The 22607-nt window shown below is 64.1% G+C and carries 19 protein-coding genes; 2 read left to right on the plus strand and 17 right to left on the minus strand.

Annotation, left to right across the window (positions count from 1 at the left end):
* Window positions 1-19 precede the first annotated feature (19 nt).
* Window positions 20-442 carry a VOC family protein gene (locus ACN8M7_RS07890; RefSeq protein WP_061239367.1) on the plus strand — a complete coding sequence of 141 codons (423 nt, stop codon included), beginning with the start codon at window positions 20-22 and terminating at the stop codon, window positions 440-442.
* 55 nt (window positions 443-497) lie between these two features.
* Here ACN8M7_RS07890 and galU read toward each other — a convergent pair whose 3' ends face one another.
* The 5 genes from galU to gabT all read right to left on the minus strand — a co-directional run bounded on the left by galU (window position 498) and on the right by gabT (window position 5535).
* Window positions 498-1337 (minus strand): UTP--glucose-1-phosphate uridylyltransferase GalU, encoded by an 840-nt coding sequence (gene galU, locus ACN8M7_RS07895; RefSeq protein ID WP_061239366.1) that lies wholly within the window; start codon window positions 1335-1337, stop codon window positions 498-500.
* Window positions 1338-1379: 42 nt separating this feature from the next.
* Window positions 1380-2741, minus strand: coding sequence for a UDP-glucose dehydrogenase family protein (locus tag ACN8M7_RS07900; RefSeq protein ID WP_490260383.1), 1362 nt, complete (start codon window positions 2739-2741; stop codon window positions 1380-1382).
* Window positions 2742-2956: 215 nt separating this feature from the next.
* Window positions 2957-3448, minus strand: coding sequence for an Lrp/AsnC family transcriptional regulator (locus ACN8M7_RS07905; RefSeq protein ID WP_061239364.1), 492 nt, complete (start codon window positions 3446-3448; stop codon window positions 2957-2959).
* A gap of 41 nt (window positions 3449-3489) precedes the next feature.
* Window positions 3490-4152 carry an HAD family hydrolase gene (locus tag ACN8M7_RS07910; protein WP_490260384.1) on the minus strand — a complete coding sequence of 221 codons (663 nt, stop codon included), beginning with the start codon at window positions 4150-4152 and terminating at the stop codon, window positions 3490-3492.
* An 87-nt stretch (window positions 4153-4239) separates the two neighbouring features.
* A complete protein-coding gene (gene gabT / locus ACN8M7_RS07915) occupies window positions 4240-5535 on the minus strand; it encodes a 4-aminobutyrate--2-oxoglutarate transaminase (RefSeq protein ID WP_490260385.1) in 1296 nt (431 codons plus the stop codon).
* A 269-nt stretch (window positions 5536-5804) separates the two neighbouring features.
* Here gabT and ACN8M7_RS07920 point away from each other — a divergent pair, with 269 nt between their 5' ends.
* Window positions 5805-6731, plus strand: a complete 927-nt coding sequence (locus ACN8M7_RS07920; protein WP_490260386.1) for a 2-hydroxyacid dehydrogenase — start codon at window positions 5805-5807, stop codon at window positions 6729-6731.
* 159 nt (window positions 6732-6890) lie between these two features.
* Here ACN8M7_RS07920 and ACN8M7_RS07925 read toward each other — a convergent pair whose 3' ends face one another.
* The 12 genes from ACN8M7_RS07925 to ACN8M7_RS07980 all read right to left on the minus strand — a co-directional run bounded on the left by ACN8M7_RS07925 (window position 6891) and on the right by ACN8M7_RS07980 (window position 22324).
* Window positions 6891-7970: a tartrate dehydrogenase gene (locus ACN8M7_RS07925; RefSeq protein WP_490260387.1), complete on the minus strand. Its 1080-nt coding sequence runs from the start codon at window positions 7968-7970 to the stop codon at window positions 6891-6893.
* A gap of 8 nt (window positions 7971-7978) precedes the next feature.
* Entirely contained in the window at window positions 7979-9445 is a 1467-nt protein-coding gene (locus tag ACN8M7_RS07930; RefSeq protein ID WP_490260388.1) for an NAD-dependent succinate-semialdehyde dehydrogenase, read from the minus strand.
* Window positions 9446-9575: 130 nt separating this feature from the next.
* Entirely contained in the window at window positions 9576-10733 is a 1158-nt protein-coding gene (gene argE / locus ACN8M7_RS07935; RefSeq protein ID WP_490260389.1) for an acetylornithine deacetylase, read from the minus strand.
* On the minus strand, window positions 10730-12568 hold the full coding sequence (locus tag ACN8M7_RS07940) for an ABC transporter ATP-binding protein (protein WP_490260390.1): 1839 nt from the start codon (window positions 12566-12568) through the stop codon (window positions 10730-10732). Before ACN8M7_RS07940 ends, argE begins: the two co-directional genes overlap by 4 nt.
* A gap of 1 nt (window position 12569) precedes the next feature.
* Window positions 12570-13475, minus strand: a complete 906-nt coding sequence (locus ACN8M7_RS07945; protein WP_490260391.1) for an ABC transporter permease — start codon at window positions 13473-13475, stop codon at window positions 12570-12572.
* On the minus strand, window positions 13472-14425 hold the full coding sequence (locus ACN8M7_RS07950) for an ABC transporter permease (RefSeq protein ID WP_490260392.1): 954 nt from the start codon (window positions 14423-14425) through the stop codon (window positions 13472-13474). Before ACN8M7_RS07950 ends, ACN8M7_RS07945 begins: the two co-directional genes overlap by 4 nt.
* A gap of 76 nt (window positions 14426-14501) precedes the next feature.
* Entirely contained in the window at window positions 14502-16148 is a 1647-nt protein-coding gene (locus tag ACN8M7_RS07955; RefSeq protein ID WP_490260393.1) for an ABC transporter substrate-binding protein, read from the minus strand.
* 103 nt (window positions 16149-16251) lie between these two features.
* Window positions 16252-17526, minus strand: coding sequence for an NAD(P)/FAD-dependent oxidoreductase (locus tag ACN8M7_RS07960; RefSeq protein WP_490260394.1), 1275 nt, complete (start codon window positions 17524-17526; stop codon window positions 16252-16254).
* Window positions 17527-17552: 26 nt separating this feature from the next.
* A complete protein-coding gene (locus tag ACN8M7_RS07965; RefSeq protein WP_061239352.1) occupies window positions 17553-18221 on the minus strand; it encodes a haloacid dehalogenase type II in 669 nt (222 codons plus the stop codon).
* Between the two features lie 273 nt (window positions 18222-18494).
* Window positions 18495-19964 carry an aldehyde dehydrogenase family protein gene (locus tag ACN8M7_RS07970; RefSeq protein WP_490260395.1) on the minus strand — a complete coding sequence of 490 codons (1470 nt, stop codon included), beginning with the start codon at window positions 19962-19964 and terminating at the stop codon, window positions 18495-18497.
* Between the two features lie 364 nt (window positions 19965-20328).
* Complete coding sequence (locus ACN8M7_RS07975) at window positions 20329-21300, minus strand: threonine/serine dehydratase family protein (RefSeq protein WP_490260396.1); 972 nt, start codon at window positions 21298-21300, stop codon at window positions 20329-20331.
* A 34-nt stretch (window positions 21301-21334) separates the two neighbouring features.
* Window positions 21335-22324, minus strand: coding sequence for an ornithine cyclodeaminase family protein (locus ACN8M7_RS07980; protein WP_490260397.1), 990 nt, complete (start codon window positions 22322-22324; stop codon window positions 21335-21337).
* Window positions 22325-22607 lie beyond the last annotated feature (283 nt).

The raw sequence follows: 22607 nt of genomic DNA on the forward strand, positions 1-22607 counted from the left end.
AACAGCAGAGGTTGAGAACATGCGCCCTACCCTGACTCATCTTGCCCTGCACGTCCCCGATCTCGATGCCTGCATCGCCTTCTACGAGCAATTCTGCGGCATGCAGGTGATCCACCAGCGCCCTGGCAAGGGCACGCGCATCGTCTGGATGGCCGAGCCGGGCAAGGAACACCAGTTCATCTTCGTCATCATGCCGGGCGGACAGGACCGCCACCTGGCTGACAACGACTACAGCCACTTCGGCTTTGCCCTGAGCAGTCGCGAAGAGGTCGATCGCATCGCCGCCATGGCCGAATGCGCCGGCTGCCTGATCTGGCCGCCACGCGATGAGCCCTACCCGGTTGGCTATTACTGCGGCCTGCGCGATCCGGCAGGCAATTACGTGGAGTTCAGCTACGGCCAGCCATTAGGGCCTGGCTCCGAGCAGATGCCGATACCCTGAAACGCAAGACGCCACCCGAAGGTGGCGTCTTTATCTGCGCGCGCAGGCGCTTTCGTCAGAATGCCTTGCCGGTCTTGTACAGGTGCTCGAAGCAGAAGTTGGTCGCGTCGATGTAACCCTCGGCGCTACCGCAGTCGAAACGCTGACCCTTGAACTTGTATGCCATCACACAGCCCTGCTGGGCTTGGCGCATCAGCGCGTCGGTGATCTGGATCTCGCCACCCTTGCCCGGCGGCGTGCTGCGGATCAGTTCGAAGATGTCCGGGGTGAGGATGTAGCGGCCGATGATCGCCAGGTTCGACGGTGCGTCTTCGGGCTTGGGTTTCTCCACCATGTTGCTGACGCGGTAGATATCGTCGCGGATCATCTCGCCGTCGATCACACCGTATTTGTAGGTTTCGTCCCTGGGGACTTCCTGGATCGCGACAATGGAGCAACGGAACTGGTTGTACAGCTTGACCATCTGCGCCAGCACGCTGTCGCCTTCGAGGTTCAGGCACAGGTCGTCCGCCAGTACCACGGCGAACGGCTCATCGCCGATCAGCGGCTGACCGCAGAGGATGGCGTGGCCCAGGCCCTTCATCTCCACCTGGCGGGTGTAGGAGAAGCTGCATTCGTCGATCAGGCGACGGATGCCGACCAGGTACTTTTCCTTGTCGGTGCCCTTGATCTGGTGCTCGAGCTCATAACTTACGTCGAAGTGATCTTCCAGCGCGCGCTTGCCTCGACCAGTGACGATGGAGATCTGACTCAGACCAGCCTCCAGGGCTTCCTCGACGCCATACTGAATCAGTGGCTTGTTCACCACCGGAAGCATTTCCTTGGGCATTGCCTTGGTAGCAGGCAGGAAGCGCGTGCCGTAACCGGCAGCGGGGAACAGGCATTTCTTGATCATGGGACTCCCTAATGGGGATGGTTGGAATGCCCGCTCAGTCTATCAAGCCGCGCTAGCCTTACAACTGCCGCTTGCAGGCCGACCGATGCCACGATAGAGAAAACCCAGCTCCGCCAGTTGATCGGCATCATAGATATTGCGCCCATCGAACAGCACCGGCATACGCATCTGCCCGCGGATGCGCGGAAAATCAGGCTGGCGGAACTGCTTCCACTCGGTAACCAGCACCAGTGCATCCGCCCCCTGAGTGACGCTGTAGGGCGATTCGCTCAACAACAACTGCCCCGACTCGACGGCCGACGCGTAGCGCGCGGCGACGGCTGCAGTGGCGGCCGGATCGCAAGCCTGCACCTTGGCGCCTGCCGTCAACAGTGCATCGAGCAGCACCAGGCTGGGCGCCTCGCGCAGATCGTCGGTGCCGGGTTTGAACGCCAGCCCCCAGAGCGCGACCACCCTGCCCTGCAAATGGCCGTTGAAATGCTCGCGCAGGGCCTGGAACAGCAGCGTCTTCTGCAACGCGTTACGCGCCTCGACCGCGCGCAGGATACCCGGCTCGATGCCCTCGTGCTCGGCGGTCCGGATCAGCGCCTTGACGTCCTTGGGAAAGCACGAACCGCCATAGCCACAGCCGGCATAGATGAAATGCGTGCCGATACGCCGGTCGCTGCCGATGCCGCGGCGTACTTGCTCGATATCCACGCCGAGGCGCGCGCAGATGCCGGCCATTTCATTGATGAAGGAGATCTTGGTCGCCAGAAAGGCATTGGCCGCATATTTGCTGAACTCGGCGGCGCGCACGCCCATGCACAGCAAGCGATCATGATTGCGCAGGAACGGCGCGTACAACCTGCGCAGCAGCTCGCGACCGCGCTCATCCTCGCAGCCGACGATCACCCGGTCAGGGCGCATGAAGTCCTCGACCGCAGAACCTTCCTTCAAGAACTCCGGGTTACTTGCCACCAACACCCGCGCGCGTTTCTGCCGACGCGCCAGGCCCGCATTGATGCGCTGCTCGACGCGCTCGGCAGTACCCACCGGCACCGTGGATTTATCCACGACCAGGCAGGCGTGATCGAGCCGTGCGCCCAGCTCGTCGGCAACCGCCAGCACATGGCTCAGATCGGCCGAACCGTCTTCACCGCTGGGCGTGCCTACGGCGATGAAGATGACCTCGGCGCGACGGATGCCGGCCTGTAGCTGGGACGTGAAGCTGAGTTGCCCGCCGGCCAGTTGAGCCCTGAGCATCGCCTCCAGGCCCGGCTCGTAGATCGGCACCTCGCCTCGCGACAGCATCGCCACGCGTTGCGGGTCGCGCTCGACGCAAACCACCTGGTTACCCATCTCGGCAAAGCAGGTCGCCGTCACCAAGCCCACATATCCCGCTCCTATCACGCATATCTGCATCGCAGCACCCTCCAGGCCTTTGCTGCGATTGCAACCAATCGCCGTGGCAGCGATGTGACGGCATGACGAAACAATGATGACAAGCGTCGTTTGCTGGCCTTGGCCCGAGGCCACTTGCCGCTTCGGCGCAACGCTGCCCAGCAGCGCTGGAAACAAACCGACTAAGGGGAACAGGGTGGGCTATCCAGGCTCTCGCCTGGGCAGTCAGGGAATACTCACTGGTGGCTCAACAGCTTGCGCAGCGGCACACCGTCCTTGAGCACCGGAGACTTGATGACGATGTAACTGAAGTACTTGGAGATGCCGATGTTCTTGTCCAGCAGCCCTTCCATCACTTCCTGATAGTGCTGGATGCTGCGGGTCATGAAGCGCACCAGATAGTCGTAGCCGCCGCTGATCAGGTGGCATTCGAGCACTTCATCGACCAGGCGGATGTTGGATTCGAATTTGGCGAAGTCTTCACGCTTGTGGTCGCTCAGGGTGACCTCGGTGAATACCGTCACCGATTCGGTGATCTTGGCCAGGTTGAGGTGGGCGTTGTAGCCGGAGATGTAGCCCGCCGCTTCGAGTCGCTTGACCCGTTGCAGGCAAGGGCTGGCCGAGAGGCCCACGGTGTCGGCGAGGCTGACGTTGGTGATGCGGCCATCTTTCTGCAATTCGACCAGGATGTTGATATCGATCCGGTCCAGCTTGACTATTCCTTCCATCGCTTACGTCTCAATCACCGATTTCCGTCTTTCTAGCAAATTCAGCGACGCAGGGACAGCTGATGCTGCGCCACCAGGTCGGCCATACTGCTGGCGCAGAACTGCGCCCCACAAGGTTGTGCATGCTCGCTTTCCCCGCGGCGAATCAGGCACAGATCGACCGACGCCAGCATGCTGGCCGCGGGCGCAGAAACCTGCAGGACATGCCTGGCCTGCAGGTCGTGAGCCGCCAGCCAGGTTCGGTCCGTCAGCGGATTGCCGGCTCGCGACAGCAGATCCTCGGCGGCGATGCCCAGACGCTCGCACAGCGCATCGCGGTCGGCGCTGTCGCGGTCGCCGTACACCAGCAGTCGATAGAACTTGCGCAGGTAGAGCATGGCGCCGGGCGCGTCCTCGAATAGCGTCCAGTCGCCTGCCGAACGGGCGAAGCTCATGCCCTCCTCCCAGGTGGCCTGCAGCCCCAGGCTTTCGGCCAGCTGGCGATGGGCGAAACACAGCAGCCCGCCGAAACCCAGTTCGCCGAAACGCGGATAAAGCGCCTGGGCGATCCGCCTGAACTCGGCCAGGATCTGCTTCTTGCTCGGCGTATCGGCAAGGCCCTCCAACAATGGCTGCAGCGCCGCCCAGATACCGGAATCGCGATCAACCAGCACTTCGTCGCAGTCGATCAGCAGTGCACGATAGTCAGTCAGTTCCGTGGCCATGCCAGCCTCCCTCGCGGTGTTTCATAAGTGGAACTCTATGGCTGCCTCGGTCGACGCCGCATCACTGGCATCGCCCGAGGCCAGGGCTTAGTTCAATACGCGCCCCAGGGCCGCTTCGAGGATATCCAAGGCTTCATCGACCTGTGCCTCTTCGGTGACCAGCGGCGCGAGGAAGCGCAGCACGTTGCGGTAAATACCGCACTTGATCACCAGCAGGCCGCCTTTGCGGGCTTCGTCGATGAGCTTCTGGTTGAGCTCGGGGTCGGGGCTGTGCGCCGCATCGTCCTTGACCAGTTCGATCGCCAGCATGAAGCCACTGCCGCGCACGTCGCCGATCTGCCGGTAGCGTGCCTGCAGCCGCAGCAGGCCCTGACGCAGGCGCTCGCCCAGGCGGTCGCCGCGGGGCAGCAGCTGCTCGCGCTCATAGGTATCGATCACTGCCAGGGCTGCGGCGCACGACAGTGCATTGCCGCCATAGGTGCCGCCAAGACCACCGGGCGCTGGCGCGTCCATGATCTGCGCACGGCCGACCACACCGGAGATCGGCATGCCAGCGGCCAGGCTCTTGGCCACGGTAACCAGGTCGGGCTGGATGCCGGCATGCTGAAAGCCGAACCAGGTGCCGGTACGGCCGAAGCCTGCTTGCACTTCGTCGAGAATCAGGACGATGCCGTGTTCCTCGGTCAGCGCCCGTAGCGCCTTGAGGAACTCCGGCGGCGCGGTGAGGAAGCCGCCATCGCCCTGTACCGGCTCGATGACGATGGCCGCGACGCGCTCCGGCGCTACCTGGGTGGCGAACAGCTCCTTGAGGGCCGTCAGCGCCATCTCGCTGGTGAAACCGCGATAGGCATTGGGATACGGGGTATGGAACACCTCGGGCGCCATGCCGAAGTTCTGCTTGTAGGGCTCGCTCATGCCGGTCAGGGTGCTACCGAGCAGGGTGCGACCATGGAAACCGCCACGGAAGGAAATCACCGCTGGGCGCTTGGTATGGGCGCGGGCGATCTTCACCGCGTTTTCCACCGCCTCCGCACCGGAGGTGAACAGCGCCGCCTTGTGCGCGATGCCGCTGGAGCCGGCGACCAGTTCGCACAGGCGCTTCGCCAGGTCGATATAGGGCTGATAGGCCACTACCTGGAAGCAGGCATGGGTGACCTTCTGCAGCTGCGCCTGCACCGCGGCGATCACCTGCGGATGGTTGTGGCCGATGTTCATCACGCCGATGCCGCCAACGAAGTCGAGGTAGCGCTTGCCGTCGACATCCCACACCTCGGCGCCCTGGGCCCGGTCGATGACCAGCGGATGGGCGGTGACCAAGCCGCGCGGTACGAACTGATCACGCTGCTGGAGCAAATAAGGGGTTTCTTCGCATTTGCTGTTCATGGCATCTCCCATAGTGAGCCGGGCAACCGGGAGGCGGCTGCAATGCGCTCAGGTTAAGCAATCGCGGCAAAGTTCTAAGCCGAACTTGGCCGCCGAGAGATACGGATCGACTGTTTTGCTCCCGGCAAACGGCAGAATCGGCCACGGCACGGAATCTGCCGGATTGGCCAGCAGAGAAGCCGGCATGTTGCGGTGCGCGCGGCCATTTCGACATTTACTGCTCCGCTGCTACGGCACACTGAAAGTCTTTGCCTACAGGAGAAAATGCCATGGCCCTGCTCTATAAAGCCGACCCGGTGCGCGGCGAACACTGGCAAGCGCTGTTCGCCGAACAGGCCCCGGATATTCAGTGGCGCGCCTGGCCAGAGATTGGCGACCCGCGCGAGATCCGCTATCTGGCAGCCTGGCAGGCGCCGGAGAATCTGCTGGAACTGCTGCCGAACCTACAGGTGCTGTTCGCCCTGTCGGCGGGCGTCGATCAGCTCGATCTGAGCCGCCTGCCGCAAGACCTGCCGGTGGTACGCCTGCTCGATCCAGGGATTACCCAGGGCATGTGCGAGTACGCCAGTTTCGCCGTGCTGAGCCTGCACCGCGACATGCTGCGCTACCGCCAGCAACAGGCCGAAAGACGCTGGCAGGCGCACCCCTTGCTGCCTGCCAACAAACGCCGGGTCGGGGTCATGGGCCTCGGCCTGCAGGCGAAGCAGATACTCGCCACCCTGCAGCCCTACGGCTTCGCCCTGTCCGGCTGGGCTCGCAGTCAGCACCAGATCCCCGGCGTGCAGTGCTTTGCCGGCACCGAGCAGTTGCCGACGTTCCTTGGTCAGTGCGACATCCTGCTTTGCGTCCTACCGCTGACCGAGCAGACCCAGGGCATGCTCGATCACGAGCTGTTCGCCCAACTGCCGCGCGGCGCTGCGTTGGTCAACATGGGCCGCGGAGGTCATCTGGTGGAAGCCGATCTGCTCGAAGCCCTGGCCAGCGGCCAGCTCAGTGCCGCAGTGCTCGACGTGCTGCAACAGGAACCCGCAGCCCCAGAGCACCCGTTCTGGCATCACCCACAGATTCTGCTGACCCCGCATATCGCGGCGATGACCCAACCGGACAGCGCCTTCGCCGGACTGCTGGACAACATCCGCCGCCATCAACGCGGCGAGCCGATGCGCGGGCAGATCGACCGCCAGCGAGGCTACTAACTGCCGACCTGGCGCCAGATCATGCCCGCTGCGTCGCGTTCTGGTGAGGCCGGCCCTGCTCCGCGCGGGTACTGGTAATGGCGCGAGCGCTGCCGTCTCTCAAGCAAAAAGAAGCCCGCCAATGAGCGGGCCAAAGGGTGACAACACCAACACAAAGGGTTAAATCGCTGCGGCGATTGCCTTGCCAACGTCCTGGGTCGAACCCTGGCCGCCGAGATCGGGGGTGATCGGCCCGGCGGCAATGACCTGTTCGATGGCCTTGAGGATGCCGTCGTGAGCAGCGCGGTAGCGTTCGTCGCCATTACCTAGAAACTCCAGCATCAGCGCGCCGGACCAGATCATGGCAATCGGGTTGGCGATATTGCGGCCGAAGATGTCCGGCGCCGAGCCGTGTACCGGCTCGAACAGCGAGGGGAAGCGCCGCTCGGGGTCGAGGTTGGCCGACGGCGCGATGCCGATGGTGCCGGCGCAGGCCGGCCCCAGGTCGGAAAGAATGTCGCCGAACAGGTTGGAGGCCACCACCACGTCGAAGCGGTCCGGCTGCAACACGAAGCGCGCGCAGAGGATGTCGATATGCTGCTTGTCCCAGCTGACCTCGGGATAGTGCTCGGCCATGCGCGCGGTGCGCTCGTCCCAGTAAGGCATGCTGATGGAGATGCCGTTGGATTTGGTGGCAGCGGTCAGGCGCTTGCGCGGCCGGCTCTGCGCCAGGTCGAAGGCGAACTTGAGAATCCGGTCCACGCCACGGCGCGTGAACACCGACTCCTGCAGCACGAACTCGTGCTCGGTGCCCTCGAACATCTTGCCGCCCACCGAGGAATATTCGCCCTCGGTGTTCTCGCGGATCACCACGAAATCGATGTCGCCCGGCTCACGCCCGGCCAGCGGGCATGGCACGCCGGGGAACAGGCGCACCGGACGGATGTTCACGTACTGATCGAAGTCGCGGCGAAACTTGAGCAGCGAGCCCCATAGGGAGATGTGATCGGGCACCTTGTCCGGCCAGCCGACGGCGCCGAAGTAGATGGCATCGAAGCCCTTGAGCTGCTCGAACCAATCGTCGGGCATCATCTTCCCGTGCTGCAGGTAGTAGTCGCAACTGGCCCACTCGAACACTTCAATGTTCAGATCTAGGTTCCATTTGGCGGCGGCCCGTTCCAGCACGCGCAGTCCTTCGGGCAACACTTCCTGGCCGATGCCGTCACCGGCGATCGCGGCGATTCTGTATGTCGTGCTCATGCCTCACCTCACGCGCCCAACAAGCCGCCGATATGGAATGCCTTGATTTCCAGGTATTCGTCGAGGCCGTACTTGGAGCCCTCGCGGCCTAGTCCCGACTGTTTGACGCCACCGAAGGGCGCCACTTCCATGGAGATCAACCCGGTGTTGAGGCCGACCATGCCGAACTCCAGTGCCTCGCCAAAGCGCCAGGAGCGCCCCATGTTCTGGGTAAAGAAGTAGGCGCCGAGGCCGTACGGGGTGGCGTTGGCCATTTCCAGTGCCTGCTGCTCGGTGGCAAAACGCATCAGTGGGGCGACCGGGCCGAAGGTTTCTTCGTTGGCCAGCAGCATGCTTGGGTTGGCATCGCCGAGTACGCTGGGCTGGACGAACTGCCCCTCGCCCGTCGGCACTGCGCCACACAGCAGTTGCGCGCCCTGACTCAGGGCATCGTCGATATGCCGGGCGACCTTGCTCACGGCAGCCGCGTTGATCAGCGGGCCGATAGTGGTGCCAGCTTCCAGGCCGTCGCCGACCTTGAGCTTGCCCACCTCCTCCACCAGGCGCGCGGCGAAGCGCTCGTAGATGCCGTCCTGGACCAGGATGCGGTTGGCGCAGACGCAAGTCTGCCCGGCGTTACGGAACTTGCTCTGCATCACCCCGGCAATGGCCTGTTCGAGGTCGGCGTCGTCGAACACGATAAAGGGCGCGTTGCCGCCCAGTTCCAGGCTCAGGCGTTTGATCTGCTCGGCGCTCTGGCGCATCAGCAGGCGGCCCACGGCGGTGGAGCCGGTGAAGGAAATCTTGCGCACCGTGGGGTTGCCGGTGAGTTCTTCACCGATACCCGCCGGCATACCGGTCAGTACGTTGAACACCCCGGCAGGGATGCCCACGCGCTCGGCCAGTACTGCCAGAGCCAGGGCCGACAGCGGCGTCAGCTCGGACGGTTTGACCACGATCGGGCAACCAGCCGCCAGGGCCGGCGCGCATTTGCGGGTGATCATGGCGTTGGGGAAGTTCCATGGGGTAATGGCCGCGCACACCCCAACGGGCTGTTTGAGGGTCATCAGGCGGCGGTCGCCGCTGGGCGTGGGAATGGTCTCGCCATAGACGCGGCGCGCCTCCTCGGCGAACCATTTGACGAAACTGGCGCCATAGCGGATCTCACCCTGGGCTTCGGCCAGAGGCTTGCCCTGCTCGCAGGTCATGATCAGGGCCAGATCGTCGAGGTTGTCGAGCATGGCCTGATACCAGCGCTCCAGCAGCGCCGCTCGTTCGGCGGCCGGGCGCGCACGCCAGGCCGGCCAGGCACGCTCGGCGGCTTCGATGGCGCGGCGGGTTTCGCTGCCCTGCAGAGCCGGTACACGGGCGATGCACTCGCCAGTGGCGGGGTTGATCACCTCCAGGGTGGCGCCATCGTCGGCGCCCTGCCACTGCCCGTCGATATAGGCACGCTCGGCCAGAAGGCTGGGATCCTGCAAACGATTCTTCAACATGATGGACTCCGGTTTCGAGACAGCCTTCAGTCTATTGAGGGGCTACAGACGAGGATGCTGAAAGCGACCGTTGCACAGTGGCGGATGCTGAAAATCGCCGCGCCACGGCAGGCTCTGCCGGGGCTCTTTTTCAGTTGCGCAACGAGCCCAGCAGGCCATCGAGAAAACGCTCGCCGGCATCCATCTGGCTCAGCTCGACGAACTCGTCGGGCTTGTGCGCCTGCTCGATGGAGCCCGGCCCACAGACCACCACCGGCACATCCAGACGCTGGGTGAACAGCCCGCCTTCGGTGCCGAACGACACCTTGGCGGTGCCCGTGCCGGGTTCGGCAAAGGCTTGTAGAAAACGCACGGCTTCGACGCTCGGGTGGGTGTCGAGGCCGGGGTAGACGTTCAGCGTCTCGATTTCGATGGCCGCCACGCTGGACAGGCGCTTGGCCTCGGCGGCAATGGCCTCGGCCTGCTCGCGCATCTGCTCGATGAAGCCATCGAGATCATCGGCCGGCAGGTTGCGCACCTCGAAGTCCAGGCTGCACAGGTTGGGCACGATGTTCAGCGCCCTGCCGCCGGTGATCTGGCCGACATGCACGGTGCTATAGGGCACGTCGTAGGCGGCGTCCTGCGCGCCCTGGCGTTGCAGGTATTGCTGGCCCTGGCGCAGGGCGGCGATGAAGTCGCAAGCCAGGTGGATGGCATTGGCCGAGCGCGGCGCCAGCGAGGAATGCGCCTCCTGGCCGTGGCACAAGGCGCGGTAGGAGCCCTTGCCCTTGTGACCGAGGACGAACTGCATGCCCGTCGGCTCGCCGACGATGCACAGCATCGGCCGGACCGGTGCCAGGTGCAGTACGTCGAGCAGGCGGCGTACGCCGACGCAGCCGATCTCCTCGTCATGCGACAGGGCCAGTTGCAGTGGGCGGCTCAGGGGGCTGTCGGCTGCGGTGAGCATGGCGTCGATGGCCAGGGCGATGAAGCCCTTCATGTCGCAACTGCCGCGCCCGTACAGACGCCCGTCGCGCTGGGTCAGCTCGAAGGCCGGCAGCGTCCAGGCCTGGCCGGCAGCCGGCACCACATCGGTATGCCCGGACAAGAGGATGCCCGGCACCTCGCGTGGGCCAACGCTGGCGAACAGGTTGGCCTTGCGCCCGCTCTCGTCCTTGACGATCAGCGACTCGATGCCCTTGCTCGCCAGCAGCTCGCGCACGTAGTCGATCAGCGCCAGGTTCGGCTCCGAGGAGACGGTGTCGAAGGCGATCAGGCGTTTGAAGATGTCCAGTGCACGGGCTCTCATGCGTAGGCCTCCGTTTTGCGGCTGCTGCTAACCGGCAGGGCCTGCTGCGCGTGCTGCAACTCGGCGCTGCTGCGGTGGCAGAGCACCTCGCTGCCACCGAGAATCAGCCCGCGCGGCGGCATGCTGCGGTTGCACAGACCGTCGACCCGCACGGGGCAGCGGTTGAGGAACGGGCAGAGCTTGGCCCCGGCGAGCGGCTCGCCTATCGCCGGCAACGAGCCGTAGTTGGCCCCGCAGCTCTCCAGCCAACCCTGGCGCAGCTCCGGCACCGAGTTGATCAGCAGGTCGGTGTAAGGGTGGAACGGTGCCTCGGCAAAAGCCTCCTGCGTGCCGGCCTCTACCTTGTGGCCGCTGTACATCACCACGATGTCGTCACACAGCGCACGCACCGTGGAGATGTCGTGGCTGATGAACAGGTAGGACAGACCCAGCTCGCGGCGCAGCTCACGCAGCAACTCGAGAATCGCCGCGCCGACCACGGTATCGAGTGCCGAGGTGACCTCGTCGCAGAGAATCAGATCCGGTTCGGCAGCCAGCGCCCGTGCGAGGTTGATGCGTTGTTTCTGGCCGCCGGACAGCTCGCCTGGGCGGCGCTGGGCGATGCCGGCCGGCAACTGCACCAATTCCAGCAGCTCGGCCATGCGCCGTTGCTGCTGCGCGCCCTTCATGCCGTGGTAGAAGCGCAGCGGGCGCGCCAGGATGTCGGCGATGCTATGGCGGGGGTTGAGCGCCGTGTCGGCATTCTGGAACACGTACTGGATACGTCGGAACTGCTCGCGGCTGCGCCCATCCAGGGAGCGGCTCAAAGGCTGGCCATCGAGCAGGATCTGCCCGGCCGAGGGTTCGACCAGGCCGGCGATGGCCTGGGCCAGGGTGGTCTTGCCCGAGCCGGACTCGCCGATCACGCCGACCGCCTCGCCACGCCGCACCTTGAGGTCGACGTTGTGCAGCACCTTCTTCAGCCCGTAGCAGATTTCCAGACCCCGCACATCGAGCAACAGGCCGTCCTCTTCAGGGGTGACCTGGTGATCGCAGACGCCGCTTTGCACCACCGGTTTCATCGCCGCCAGCAGGCTTTGCGTATAGGGGTGCTGCGGCGCGCGCAGAATCTGCTCGGTGCTTTCGTGCTCCTGAATCTGGCCATCGCGCAGGACGATGATGCGGTCGGCCATCTGCGCCACCACCGCCAGGTCGTGAGACACGTAGATGGCCGTGGTATCGCGCTCGCGCACCACCTGCTTGAAGGCGCGCAGCACTTCGATCTGGGTGGTCACGTCCAGTGCCGTGGTCGGTTCATCGAGAATCACCAGCGCCGGATCGGTGATCAGCGCCATGGCCGCCATCAGCCGCTGCAACTGGCCACCCGAGACCTGATGCGGATAGCGCGCGCCGATGCGCTCGGGCTCCGGCAGGGCCAGGGCGCGGAACAGCTCCACGGCCTTTTCCTGGGCCTGTTTGCGCGACAGCACACCATGAATCAGGGCGCTTTCGATCACCTGTTCCATGATGCTCTTCGACGGGTTGAAGGCCGCCGCCGCGCTCTGCGCGATATAGGCCACGGTGCGCCCGCGCAGTTTGGCCAGCTCGCTGTTGGAGAGTTGCAGCACATCGACGTCGCCGATGCGCACCGAGCCGCCGACGATGCGGCAACCCGCACGGGCATAGCCCATCAGCGACAGGGCAATGGTGCTCTTGCCCGAGCCGGACTCGCCGATCAGCGCCAGCACCTCGCCCTTGTTCAGGCTGAACTCGGCACCGTGCACGATCGGCACGTCGACGCCCTGGTCGTTGCGCGCGGCCACTTGCAGGCCACTTACCTTGACGATCTGCTTCATCTCACTTCTCCCTGCCGTGCTGGGTTCGCCCGCCGAGGCTGTCGATGAGCAGGTTGACGCCCATGGTCAGGCTGGCGATGGCCAGTGCCGGAGCCAGCACCGCCGGGGCACCCTGCCCCAGGCCCTGAATGTTTTCGCGCACCAGTGAGCCCCAGTCGGCCTCTGGCGGCTGAATGCCTAAGCCGAGGAAGCTCATGGCGCTGAGCAGCAGCACGACGTAGACGAAGCGCAGGCCGAAATCGGTGAACACCGGGCGCAGCATGTTCGGCAGCACCTCGATGAAGATGATGTAGGCCATGCCCTCGCCACGGGTGCGCGCGACCCGCACGAAGTCCATGGTCATCAGGTTGACCGCCACGGCGCGGGAGATGCGAAATGAGCCGGGCATGTAGGCGAAGGCCGCCATCAACAGCAACAAGGGTACCGAGGAGCCGAACGTGGCCACCATCAGCAGGGCGAAGATCTTGTTGGGAATGGCGATCAGGGCGTCCTGGGTACGACTGATCAGGGCATCCAGCCAGCCGCCGGAGGCCGCCGCCACCAACGCAAGCAGAACACCGGCGGCGCAAGCCAGTACAGTAGCCAGCAGCGCCACGCCGATGGTGTACGGCGCGCCCTGCAGCAGGCGGCTGAGCATATCGCGGCCCAGGTAATCGCTGCCCAACGGATATTGCAGGCTGAGCGGGCCGAAGAAGTCGTCGCTGACCAGGGCGTTGGGGTCGTGCGGCGCCAGCCAGGGGCCAGCCACCGCCATCACGGCCCAGAACAACACCAGCAGCAAACCGACGATGCCGGCACCGGACAGCGCCAGTCGGCGTTTGCGCGGCGCCACGGGTGCCACCGCCGCCTCGACGGATTCATTGCTCAGCGCTACGTTCGCTTGTGTGGATACGGTGTCCGTTTTCATTTGCGCAGCCTCGGGTTAGACAGGATGGCACAGAGGTCGGCCAGCAGTACCAGCACCAGAAAGCCCAGGCAGAACAGCATCACACAGGCCTGTACCAGGGGCATGTCGCGGGTGATCACGCCGTTGACGATCAGCGTGGCGATGCCCGGATAGTTGAAGATCGACTCGACGATGACCACGCCGCCAAGCAGGTACGACAGGCTCAGCGCGACAGCATTGGCAATCGGTCCGATGGCGTTGGGCAGCGCATGGCGCAGCACCACGCGAATCGGGCGCGCACCCTTGAGCACAGCCATTTCCACATAGGGCGAGCTGAGCTGGTCGATCACCGCCGCGCGGGTCATGCGCGCCATCTGCGCGATCAGCACGCAGCACAGGGTCAGCACCGGCATGGCGTAGACGCGCACCAGTTCACCGAAGCTGTGCACATCGACGTTGCGCGACAAGGCCGACAGCCAGCCCAGCTTCACCGCGAAGATCAGCACGGCGATGGTGGCGATGAGGAACTCCGGCACGGATACCGCGAATACCGTCAGCATGTTGCTGTAACGGTCGAATTTCGAACCCCGGTACATGGCCGAGAGAATGCCGATGGTCAGCGCCACCGGCACCGAGACCAGCGCGGTGATCGCCGCCAGGCTCAGGGTGTTGGGCAGGCGGCTGGCGATCAGATCACCCACCGGCATGCCGTTGACCATCGATACCCCCGGGTTGCCGCTGAGCAGTCCACCCAGCCAGTACAGGTAGCGCAGGTACACCGGTTGATCCAGACCGAGCTGCGCACGCATGGCCGCCACCGCTTGCGGTGTGGCCTCCTGACCGAGCATTTCCTGCACGGCATCGCCGGGCAACAGGCTGGTGAGGAAGAACACCACCAGCGAGACTATCAGCAAGGTGATCACACCGATCCCCAGACGTCCCACCACAAGGCGCGCAATGGTGTCATTCATATCAAGAGCCCCTCTTATTCTAAGGTCGCCGCCTGCGATACCCCGCAGGCGGCGCCATGGTTATCGGCGCTACGCTTCAGGCATCCAACCAGACGTGCTCGGCGAACATGTAGCCCATCAAGCCACCCAGCGGATGTGGTGCAAGGCCTTTGAGCTTGGCGTTGTGACCATCGAGACTACTGCTGAATTGCGGGATGCCCACGCCACAATGCTCGTTAACCAGCATCTGCATCTCGCCGTACATCTGTTTGCGCTGGGCGTCGTCGGTTTCCCCACGAGCGGCGAGCAGCAACTCGTCGAAACGCTCGTTCTTCCAACCCGACTCGTTCATCACTGCATCGGACTGGAAGAACAGGCTGAACATCAGATCGGCGGTAGGCCGCGCATTGATCGAGCCGAAGCCCAGCGGATGCTTCATCCAGTGGTTGGACCAGTAGCCATCGGCCGGCACCCGCTTGATATCCAGCTTGAGGCCGATCTGCTGACCGGAGAGCTGGAGCAGCTGGGCGATGTCCTGCGAGCCGGTAGCGGCCTCGGAAGCCACCAGCGGCAGAGAACGCCCAGCCATGCCGGATTTTTTCAGGTGGAACTTGGCCTTGTCCGGGTCGAACGCGCGCTGCGGAACATCGGCGGAGTAGTAACGGCTGTTGGCGGCGATCGGTTGATCGTTGGCGATCTTGCCGTAACCCCGGAAGGCCACGCGGTTGATCTGCTTGCGATCGAGCAGGTACTTCATGGCCAGGACGAAATCCGGGTTCTGCACCGGGCCCAGCTCATCGCGCATGATCAGGTTGGTGTAGCCGCCGGTGGGCGACTCCATCAGCGCCACGCTGGCACTGCCCTCAAGGCGTGAAACCGAGCGCGGGCTGACCGGGTTGATCAGGTCCACGTCACCGGCCAGCAACGCACTGATGCGCGCCGACTCATCGGGGATGGAGAAGAACTCGATCTCGTCGAGATACGGCAGGCCCGGCTTCCAGTAGCCGTCATTGCGCTTGGCGATGGAGCGCACGCCTGGCTGGAACTCGGCGCAGGTGAACGGCCCGGTGCCGTTGGCCGTGGTGAAGTCGGTGGTGCCGTCGCGCACGATGAGAAAATGCGTGGTACCGAGCACTGCCGGCAGGTCGGCATTGGGGCTGACCAGGCGCACTTGAACCTCGTGCGGGCCGTTCGCCTTCACCTCCTCGAACTGCTGGGCAATGCTCAGCGCCTTGGAACCCACCTGCGGCACCTTGTGCCGAGTCAGCGAGTAGACCACGTCGGCCGAGGTCAGCGGCTTGCCATCATGGAACAGGATGTCCTTGCGCAGCTTGATGTTCCAGGACAAGGCATCGCTGGTGTCGAACGACTCGGCCAGCGACATACGCGGCACCAGTTGCTCGTCCAGTGAGGTCAGACCGTTGTAGAACATGTTGTGCCGACAATAATCGGTGTAGTTCGAGCCCTTGGCCGGGTCGAGGGTGTCAGCGGTGGAGCTGGTGGCGGTGGCCACCTTGATGCGCCCACCCCGTTTGCCCGTTACCGTAGCGCCGCTGGCGCTCGCCGCCAGCACCTGCCCTGCCGGGCCGAACAGGCTGCCGGCACCGGCAGCGGCGATGCCAGCAAGCCCCAGCATGCGCAAGGCGTCGCGGCGCGACATACCGCGGTTGAGCCCCTCGAAAATGCGCTGACTCTGCTCGCCGCTGATCAGTTGAGTGCCAGGGATGTTCTTGTTGTCAGTCATATCGTTGTACCTGTCGAAAATGGAAGGCTCGAATGCTCACGGCTAAGCGGAGCGACCGGGTAACGCAAACGACGTTGGTGCCACTGTTTTTCTTGTCACACGCTCAATGCAAATAGTCCTGAAGGCGGTAGTAGACCCCTACGACCGGCAGGAACCAGGGTTTGCCGAAATGCCCGGGAATCGCCGGCCAATCGAGCTCGCCCCAGGGATTGGCCTCGGCCTTGCCATCCATCACTTCAGCCATCACCTGGCCCATGTGCACCGACATCTGCACGCCATGGCCGCTGTAGCCCATGGAGTGATACACGCCACCCTGCTGGCCTGCGCGTGGCAGGCGGTCGGAAGTCATGTCCACCAGGCCGCCCCAGCAGTAGTCGATCTTTGCCCCGGCCAATTGCGGGAACATCTGCAGCAACGCCGCCTGCAGCACCTTGCCGCTCTTGAGGTCGGAATTGCCGCCGGACATGGCAAAGCGTGCCCGCCCGCCCAGCAATAGCCGGTTGTCCGGGGTGAGACGGAAGTAGTTGCCGATGATGCGGCTGGTGACGTACGAGCGGCGCTGTGGCAGCAGACGCTCGAGCACGGCAGCGGATAGCGGCTCGGTGGCGACGATGAAGCTGCCCACCGGCACGATGCGCCGCCGATACCAACCCAGAGCGCCGTGCTGGCTGGCACCGGTGGCCATCAGCACCTGGCCGGCCAGCAGACTGCCGCGGCTGGTGTCGACCCGATAGCCACCGGCCTCTGGCCGATACCCCTGCATGGTGGTGCCCTGGTAGATCAGCGCACCATGACGGGCCGCCGCCTCGGCCAGGCCGATGCCGAATCGGCCGATGTGCATCTGCACGCCATTACGCTGCAGCAGGCCACCATGGAACTGCGCGGAATCGACCTCGCTGCGCACCTGCTCGGCAGAGAGCAACTCCACCTCGGCATCCACCTCGCGGCGGATCAGCTCGCAGGTACGCGCTAGGCCCTCGTAATGCTGGGGTTTGGCGGCCAGTTTGAGCTTGCCGTTGCGGGTCAGGTCACAGGCGATAGCCTCCTGCTCCACCAGGCCGACCACGCTTTGCACCGCGCTTTCGTAAGCCTGGTAATAACGGCGCGCACGTTCGCTGCCGAGGCTGGCAGCCAGCCCGGCATAGTCATGAGCGACACCGGTGCTGCAATGCCCACCGTTGCGCCCGGAGGCCTCGCCGATCACCCGGCCGGCCTCCAGCACGGCGACGCTGGCGCCCTTCATGGCCAGCGCCCGTGCCGCCGACAGCCCAGTGAAGCCGCCGCCCACCACCACCACATCGACCCGCGCCGGCAGGTCGCCGCTCTGTGCCCCGGTGAAGGCTGGGGCCGTATCGAGCCAGTAGGAATCGCTGTGCATCTGCAGCTCCTCGCGCGTGTTGGCGATCAGAGGCCGACCAGGGCCGGCAAGCCGCCGATGTCGGCGATTTGCTGGTAGCCGTAACAGGTGTTGCCTGGTTGCTCGTGACCACGGGCAACGAAGGCCTTGTGCTTGATCTTCATGTCGTCGGCCGACATCAGGTCGTAGCGAAAGCTGGAGGACACATGCAGCAGGTCTTCGGGGCCACAGCCGAGGCTGTCGAGCAGGTATTCGAAGGCTTGCAGGCGCGGTTTGTAGGCCTGGGCTTGCTGAGCGGTATACACCTTGTGGAACGGCACGCCCAGCTTGTCGACGTTGGACATGATCTGCTCGTCCATGGCGTTGGAGAGGATCACCAGCGGAATCTTGTCGGCGATCTTGGCCAGACCGGCAGTGACGTCGGCATGCGGGCCCCAGGTCGGTACGGCATCGTAGTAGCGCTGGCCTTCGCCACGGTACTCGACCCCCCAGCGCTTGCAGACGCGCGCCAGTGCGGTATCGAGAATTTCATCGTAGGGGCGCCAGTCGCCCATCACTTGATCCAGGCGATACTGCGCGAAGTCCTTGACGAACTGATCCATCTGCGCGGCCGGCACGCGGTCGGCGAACAGCTCGCGGGTCAGTGGGCCCATCTGAAAGTTGGTCAAGGTGCCGTAGCAGTCGAAGGTGATGTACTTGGGGCGAAGAAAGCTCATGGCGCAGTCCTGATGTCTTGTTGAGGTTGTTGCAGTCAACATCGACTCCCCCGTCGCGCTGTACTGCCCGATCATTACAGCACCGTGAACCCAGCAGATGAGGTTAAAAGCACGCCTGACTCGACACAAAAAGCCGTTTTACGGGCCGCACTCAGCAGACTTTGCGGGGCGCCCTGTAAGCGGGCAAAGCCAGAGAAAATGCGCCCTTTGAGGGCCATACAATGCAAAACGGGCGCCTCGAAGGGCGCCCGCTGGGGTGTTTGCGCAGCATAATCAACTGATGTCGATGAGCACGCTCTTGTGCCGCAGATTGGCCTCGAACGCCTCGCTGCCCAGGTCCTTGCCGATGCCCGAGCCTTTGTAACCCCCCGTGGGCAGTATGTGGTCGTCGCTGCGACCGTAACGGTTGACCCACACCGTGCCCACCTCCAGGCCGCGAATCAGGCGCAGGGCGCGATTGAGATCGGCAGTATGCACCCCCGCCGCCAGCCCGTAGCTGGGGTGCTCGGCCAACTGCAAGGCCTGCTGCTCATCGTCGAAGGTCTGGATGGTCAACACCGGGCCGAAGATCTCTTCGAGTACCGCCGGGTTGCCGCTGTTGGCCACGCCGAGCAAGGTCGGCTGGTAGTAGGCGCCCCCCAGGCCGTCGATGCGCCCTCCTCCTTCGAGCAGCTCGGCGCCAGCCTGGCGCGAGCGCTGCAAGATACTGTCGATGCGTTCGACCTGTTGCTGGGAAATGATCGGCGGCAGGCTGGTCTGCGCCGACCAGGTGGGGCCGGGATTCAGCTCACGGAAATGCCCCTGCAGGCACTCGACGAAGGGTTCGAGAATGCTCCGCTCGATGATCAGCCGCGAACCGGAGACGCACACCTGGCCAGCGTTGCCGGTGATGGCCATGGCCACGCTACGCGCGGTCTTGCGCAGGTCGGGAATATCGGCGAACACCAGTTGCGGGCTCTTGCCACCCAGCTCCAGGGTCACCGGCTTGGGGCCGTGGGTCGCGCACGCGGCCATGATGCTCGAGCCGGTGGCAGTGGAGCCGGTGAAGGTCACCTTGCTGATGCGCGGGTGGCGGCACAGGGCATCGCCAGTCAGCCGGCCGTCGCCCTGCACCACGTTGAAGATGCCCGCCGGCAGGCCGGCTTGCACCGCCAGCTCGGCGTAACGCAGGGCCGAAAACGGGGTCAGTTCGGACGGCTTGAGCACCACCGCATTGCCGGCAGCCAGGGCCGGCGCCACCTTCCAGTTGGCCATGCTCAAGGGGAAATTCCACGGTGCGATGGCGCCGATCACCCCATAGGGTTCGGCGATCTGCATGCCCAGGCGATCGCGCTGAGTGGCTGCTACCTGCCCGCCATGCTTGTCCGCCAGTTCGGCGAAAAAGCGCAGCACCTCGGCGACATAGGGAATGTCCCAGGCCAGTACGTCCTTGTGCGGGCGGGTCGAGCCCAGCGCCTCCAGGGGCGCCAGGTTGGCGGCATCGGCTTCGATCAGCTCGGCCCAGCGGCGCAGCACACGGCAGCGCTCGCGCGGCGGGCGGCTACCCCAGTCACTCTGGCGAAAAGCCTGCCAGGCGTTCTCCACCGCTTCGTCCACCAGCGCCACATCGGCAATCGGCAATTGCGCGTAGGGCTGGCCATCGGAAGGACGCGACACCTGCAGCGCAGGCTCGCCACTGCGATAGAGGCCGCCGATGAAATGGGCACTGCGCACGGACACGCTGCTCGGGTCGAAGCTATTCATAAAGCACTCCAGAAAAGAGCCAGGGCACCTGCCCGGTGCCTGGCATGGCCAGGCCTCCATCCTAGAAAACATTGCCCGATACATGCTGCGGACTTGCTGCCCCGCGCAAGCATTAGCTGCGGTCTTTCGCCCCTCGCCTTATGCAATCGACCGTCGCGCTAGGCCCAGGCAGTCGCTACTGGGCACCTCTAAAAACTACCTGCGTTGCCATCGCTGCGTTAAAAACAGGCTCGTGCGCGAGTCCGATCAAAATGCTCATTTACAGCGCGTAAAGTCGAACGCGACTCCGAGCGTTTTTCGCCTGTTTTTGTGGGGCCGCCATCGGTATTGCGCTGGCTGCCTCGCCTACGTTTTTAGAGGCGCCCTACTGGCGCTCCAGGTAAACCTCGGCCAGGTCAGCCAGATCCCAATTGCCGCCGGTCAGTACCACGCAGACCTTTTCGTCTGCGTGCACCTTCAGCGCGCCGGCCAGCAGCGCGCCAATGCCGATCGCAGCAGCGGGCTCGGCGATCAGCTTGGCGTCCCTGGCTAGAACGCGCATGCCCTCGACGATGTGCTGGTCCTCGACCAGGACGATCTCGTCGACGTAACGCTCGATGATCGGATAGGGGTTCTGCCCCGGCACACTGATGCGCAGGCCGTCAGCGATGGTGTCGAGCAGCGGCAGCGTGGTGCGCTGCTTGTTCAAGCGGCTGTGATGGTACTTGGGGGTCAGCGCCGGTTCGGCGCCGACCACCCGCACCGATGGTTTGGTTGCCTTGATGGCCGTGGCGATGCCGGAGATCAGGCCGCCGCCGCCCATGGGGACAATGACGGTATCGACATCCTCCAGGTCTTCGAGAATCTCGCAGCCGATGGTGCCCTGCCCGGCCATCACCAGCGGATCCTCGAAGGCATGCACCGGCACGTAGCCGTTTTCCTCGGCGATTTCGTACACCCTCTTCCAGCGCGCGGCGGTGTCGCCATCGAAGAGGATCACCTCCGCACCGAGCGCCTGGGTATTGGCGATCTTGATCTTCGGCGTGCTCACCGGCAGCACCAGAATGGCCTTCACGCCCAGCATGCGCGCAGCGTAGGCAAGCCCCTGGGCATGATTGCCGGACGAGGTGGCGATGATACCCCTGGCGATCTCTTCCCTGGGCAGCGACAACGTCTTGTTCAGCGCGCCGCGAATCTTGAAGGCTCCGGTGATCTGCAGGGTTTCGGGTTTGAGATAGAGCTGGCAGCCGACGGCCTTTTCGATCTTTTCCGCGCGCAACAGCGGTGTATGTCTGATATGGGGTTTGAGGCGTTCCTGGGCTTGGCGGATGTCCTCGATGGTCGGATGGTCACGCATTTAATGTCCTCACGCCTACTGGCGAAATCAGGTTTCAAAGGAACGCGAAGAAGGTTCCGACATCGCTTTCCAGCGCGTTGCGATAGATCTTCTCGGCCGTGGTGTTGTCCTGGATGGCCATGCCGGTGGAGTCGAAAATAGTGATTTCTTCGTCGCTCTCCCGCCCTGGCTTGGTGCCCAGCAGAATCTCGCCAAGCTCGCCGTGGATATCGTCCAAGCCGATGATCCTGGCGTTCAGCGGGTGCCAGGTTTCGCCTTTGTCAGTGCACTGCGCGATCGAGTCATTGACGATCTTGGCGTGGCGGAATATCTCGGGCTCGAATTCCTGCTTGCCTTGCATATCGGTGCCAATGGCGACGATATGAGTACCGGGCTTCACCCAGCCCGCCCGCACCAGCGGGCCCTTGCCACGGGTAGTGGTGACGAGGATGTCGGCCTGCTCGACCGCCGCCTGCTTGGAGTCGGCGAGGATCACCGGAATGCCAAGCTCCGCCTCGATGTCCGTCTTGAAGCGTTCGCAGGTCTGCGGGTTTCTGCTCCAGGCGTGAATCTCTTCGATCTGCATCACCAGGCTGATGGCGCGAACCTGCATGCGCGCCTGGTTGCCAGTGCCGATGCAGGTGACCTTCCTGGCATTCTTGCGCGCCAGCGCCTTGACCGAGACAGCGCCCGAAGCGCCCGTGCGCAGGCCCGTGAGCAGGCTGCCGTCCATCACGCAGATCAGCGCGCAACTGCGGGCATCGAACAGCAGCACGCTGCCCATGCCATTGGGCACGCCATGCGCGGCGGGGTTGTCGAGAAAACCGCCGGAGGAGGCTTTCATCGAGATGATTTCGTTGCCCTTGCAATAACCGACCTTGAAGTCGATCTCGCCACGCGGTTCAGGCAGATGGATACCGATGTAATCGGGCTGCACCACCTGCCCGCTGCTAAAGGCCTTGTAGGCCTCCTCCACCGTGCCGATGACTTCTTTAAGGGATATCAAGCCGCCGACTTGCTCTTTGCTGAGCAGCAGGGTTTTCATCTGCACGACCTCACCATTCTCTGATCGGAGCGAGCGTGTCTGCCTACGCTTGCCGGTCTGCAGCGAACCAGCGCAGATGCTCGGCTCGCCTTCGATCAGTATGCCGCCGAGTGTCCGGCAGAAAATTTCGGATACAGGCCCGATGCGCAACATGCGCCTCGTTTTTGTCGTGCTTGGCGGCAGCTAACGCTTCACCCGCCTCGCAGCCACCCCGGGCAAGATGAGGCTTGCATCCGGCGAACAGGGCGATGGCAAGCGCCGCAGCATAAACTTCCGTGCTCGC

This window comes from Pseudomonas spartinae (assembly GCF_965197125.1).
In the GTDB taxonomy this organism is placed as follows: domain Bacteria; phylum Pseudomonadota; class Gammaproteobacteria; order Pseudomonadales; family Pseudomonadaceae; genus Aquipseudomonas; species Aquipseudomonas composti_A.

Coding starts and splice junctions, on each gene's coding strand:
- ACN8M7_RS07945 (WP_490260391.1), bottom strand. CDS start 13,475: ATGAAAACGGACACCGTATCCACACAAGCGAACGTAGCGCTGAGCAAT.
- ACN8M7_RS07930 (WP_490260388.1), bottom strand. CDS start 9,445: ATGTTGAAGAATCGTTTGCAGGATCCCAGCCTTCTGGCCGAGCGTGCC.
- ACN8M7_RS07905 (WP_061239364.1), bottom strand. CDS start 3,448: ATGGAAGGAATAGTCAAGCTGGACCGGATCGATATCAACATCCTGGTC.
- ACN8M7_RS07890 (WP_061239367.1), top strand. CDS start 20: ATGCGCCCTACCCTGACTCATCTTGCCCTGCACGTCCCCGATCTCGAT.
- ACN8M7_RS07955 (WP_490260393.1), bottom strand. CDS start 16,148: ATGACTGACAACAAGAACATCCCTGGCACTCAACTGATCAGCGGCGAG.
- ACN8M7_RS07920 (WP_490260386.1), top strand. CDS start 5,805: ATGGCCCTGCTCTATAAAGCCGACCCGGTGCGCGGCGAACACTGGCAA.
- ACN8M7_RS07975 (WP_490260396.1), bottom strand. CDS start 21,300: ATGCGTGACCATCCGACCATCGAGGACATCCGCCAAGCCCAGGAACGC.
- ACN8M7_RS07900 (WP_490260383.1), bottom strand. CDS start 2,741: ATGCAGATATGCGTGATAGGAGCGGGATATGTGGGCTTGGTGACGGCG.
- ACN8M7_RS07910 (WP_490260384.1), bottom strand. CDS start 4,152: ATGGCCACGGAACTGACTGACTATCGTGCACTGCTGATCGACTGCGAC.
- ACN8M7_RS07950 (WP_490260392.1), bottom strand. CDS start 14,425: ATGAATGACACCATTGCGCGCCTTGTGGTGGGACGTCTGGGGATCGGT.
- ACN8M7_RS07965 (WP_061239352.1), bottom strand. CDS start 18,221: ATGAGCTTTCTTCGCCCCAAGTACATCACCTTCGACTGCTACGGCACC.
- gabT (WP_490260385.1), bottom strand. CDS start 5,535: ATGAACAGCAAATGCGAAGAAACCCCTTATTTGCTCCAGCAGCGTGAT.
- argE (WP_490260389.1), bottom strand. CDS start 10,733: ATGAGAGCCCGTGCACTGGACATCTTCAAACGCCTGATCGCCTTCGAC.
- ACN8M7_RS07980 (WP_490260397.1), bottom strand. CDS start 22,324: ATGAAAACCCTGCTGCTCAGCAAAGAGCAAGTCGGCGGCTTGATATCC.
- ACN8M7_RS07960 (WP_490260394.1), bottom strand. CDS start 17,526: ATGCACAGCGATTCCTACTGGCTCGATACGGCCCCAGCCTTCACCGGG.
- ACN8M7_RS07970 (WP_490260395.1), bottom strand. CDS start 19,964: ATGAATAGCTTCGACCCGAGCAGCGTGTCCGTGCGCAGTGCCCATTTC.
- galU (WP_061239366.1), bottom strand. CDS start 1,337: ATGATCAAGAAATGCCTGTTCCCCGCTGCCGGTTACGGCACGCGCTTC.
- ACN8M7_RS07925 (WP_490260387.1), bottom strand. CDS start 7,970: ATGAGCACGACATACAGAATCGCCGCGATCGCCGGTGACGGCATCGGC.
- ACN8M7_RS07940 (WP_490260390.1), bottom strand. CDS start 12,568: ATGAAGCAGATCGTCAAGGTAAGTGGCCTGCAAGTGGCCGCGCGCAAC.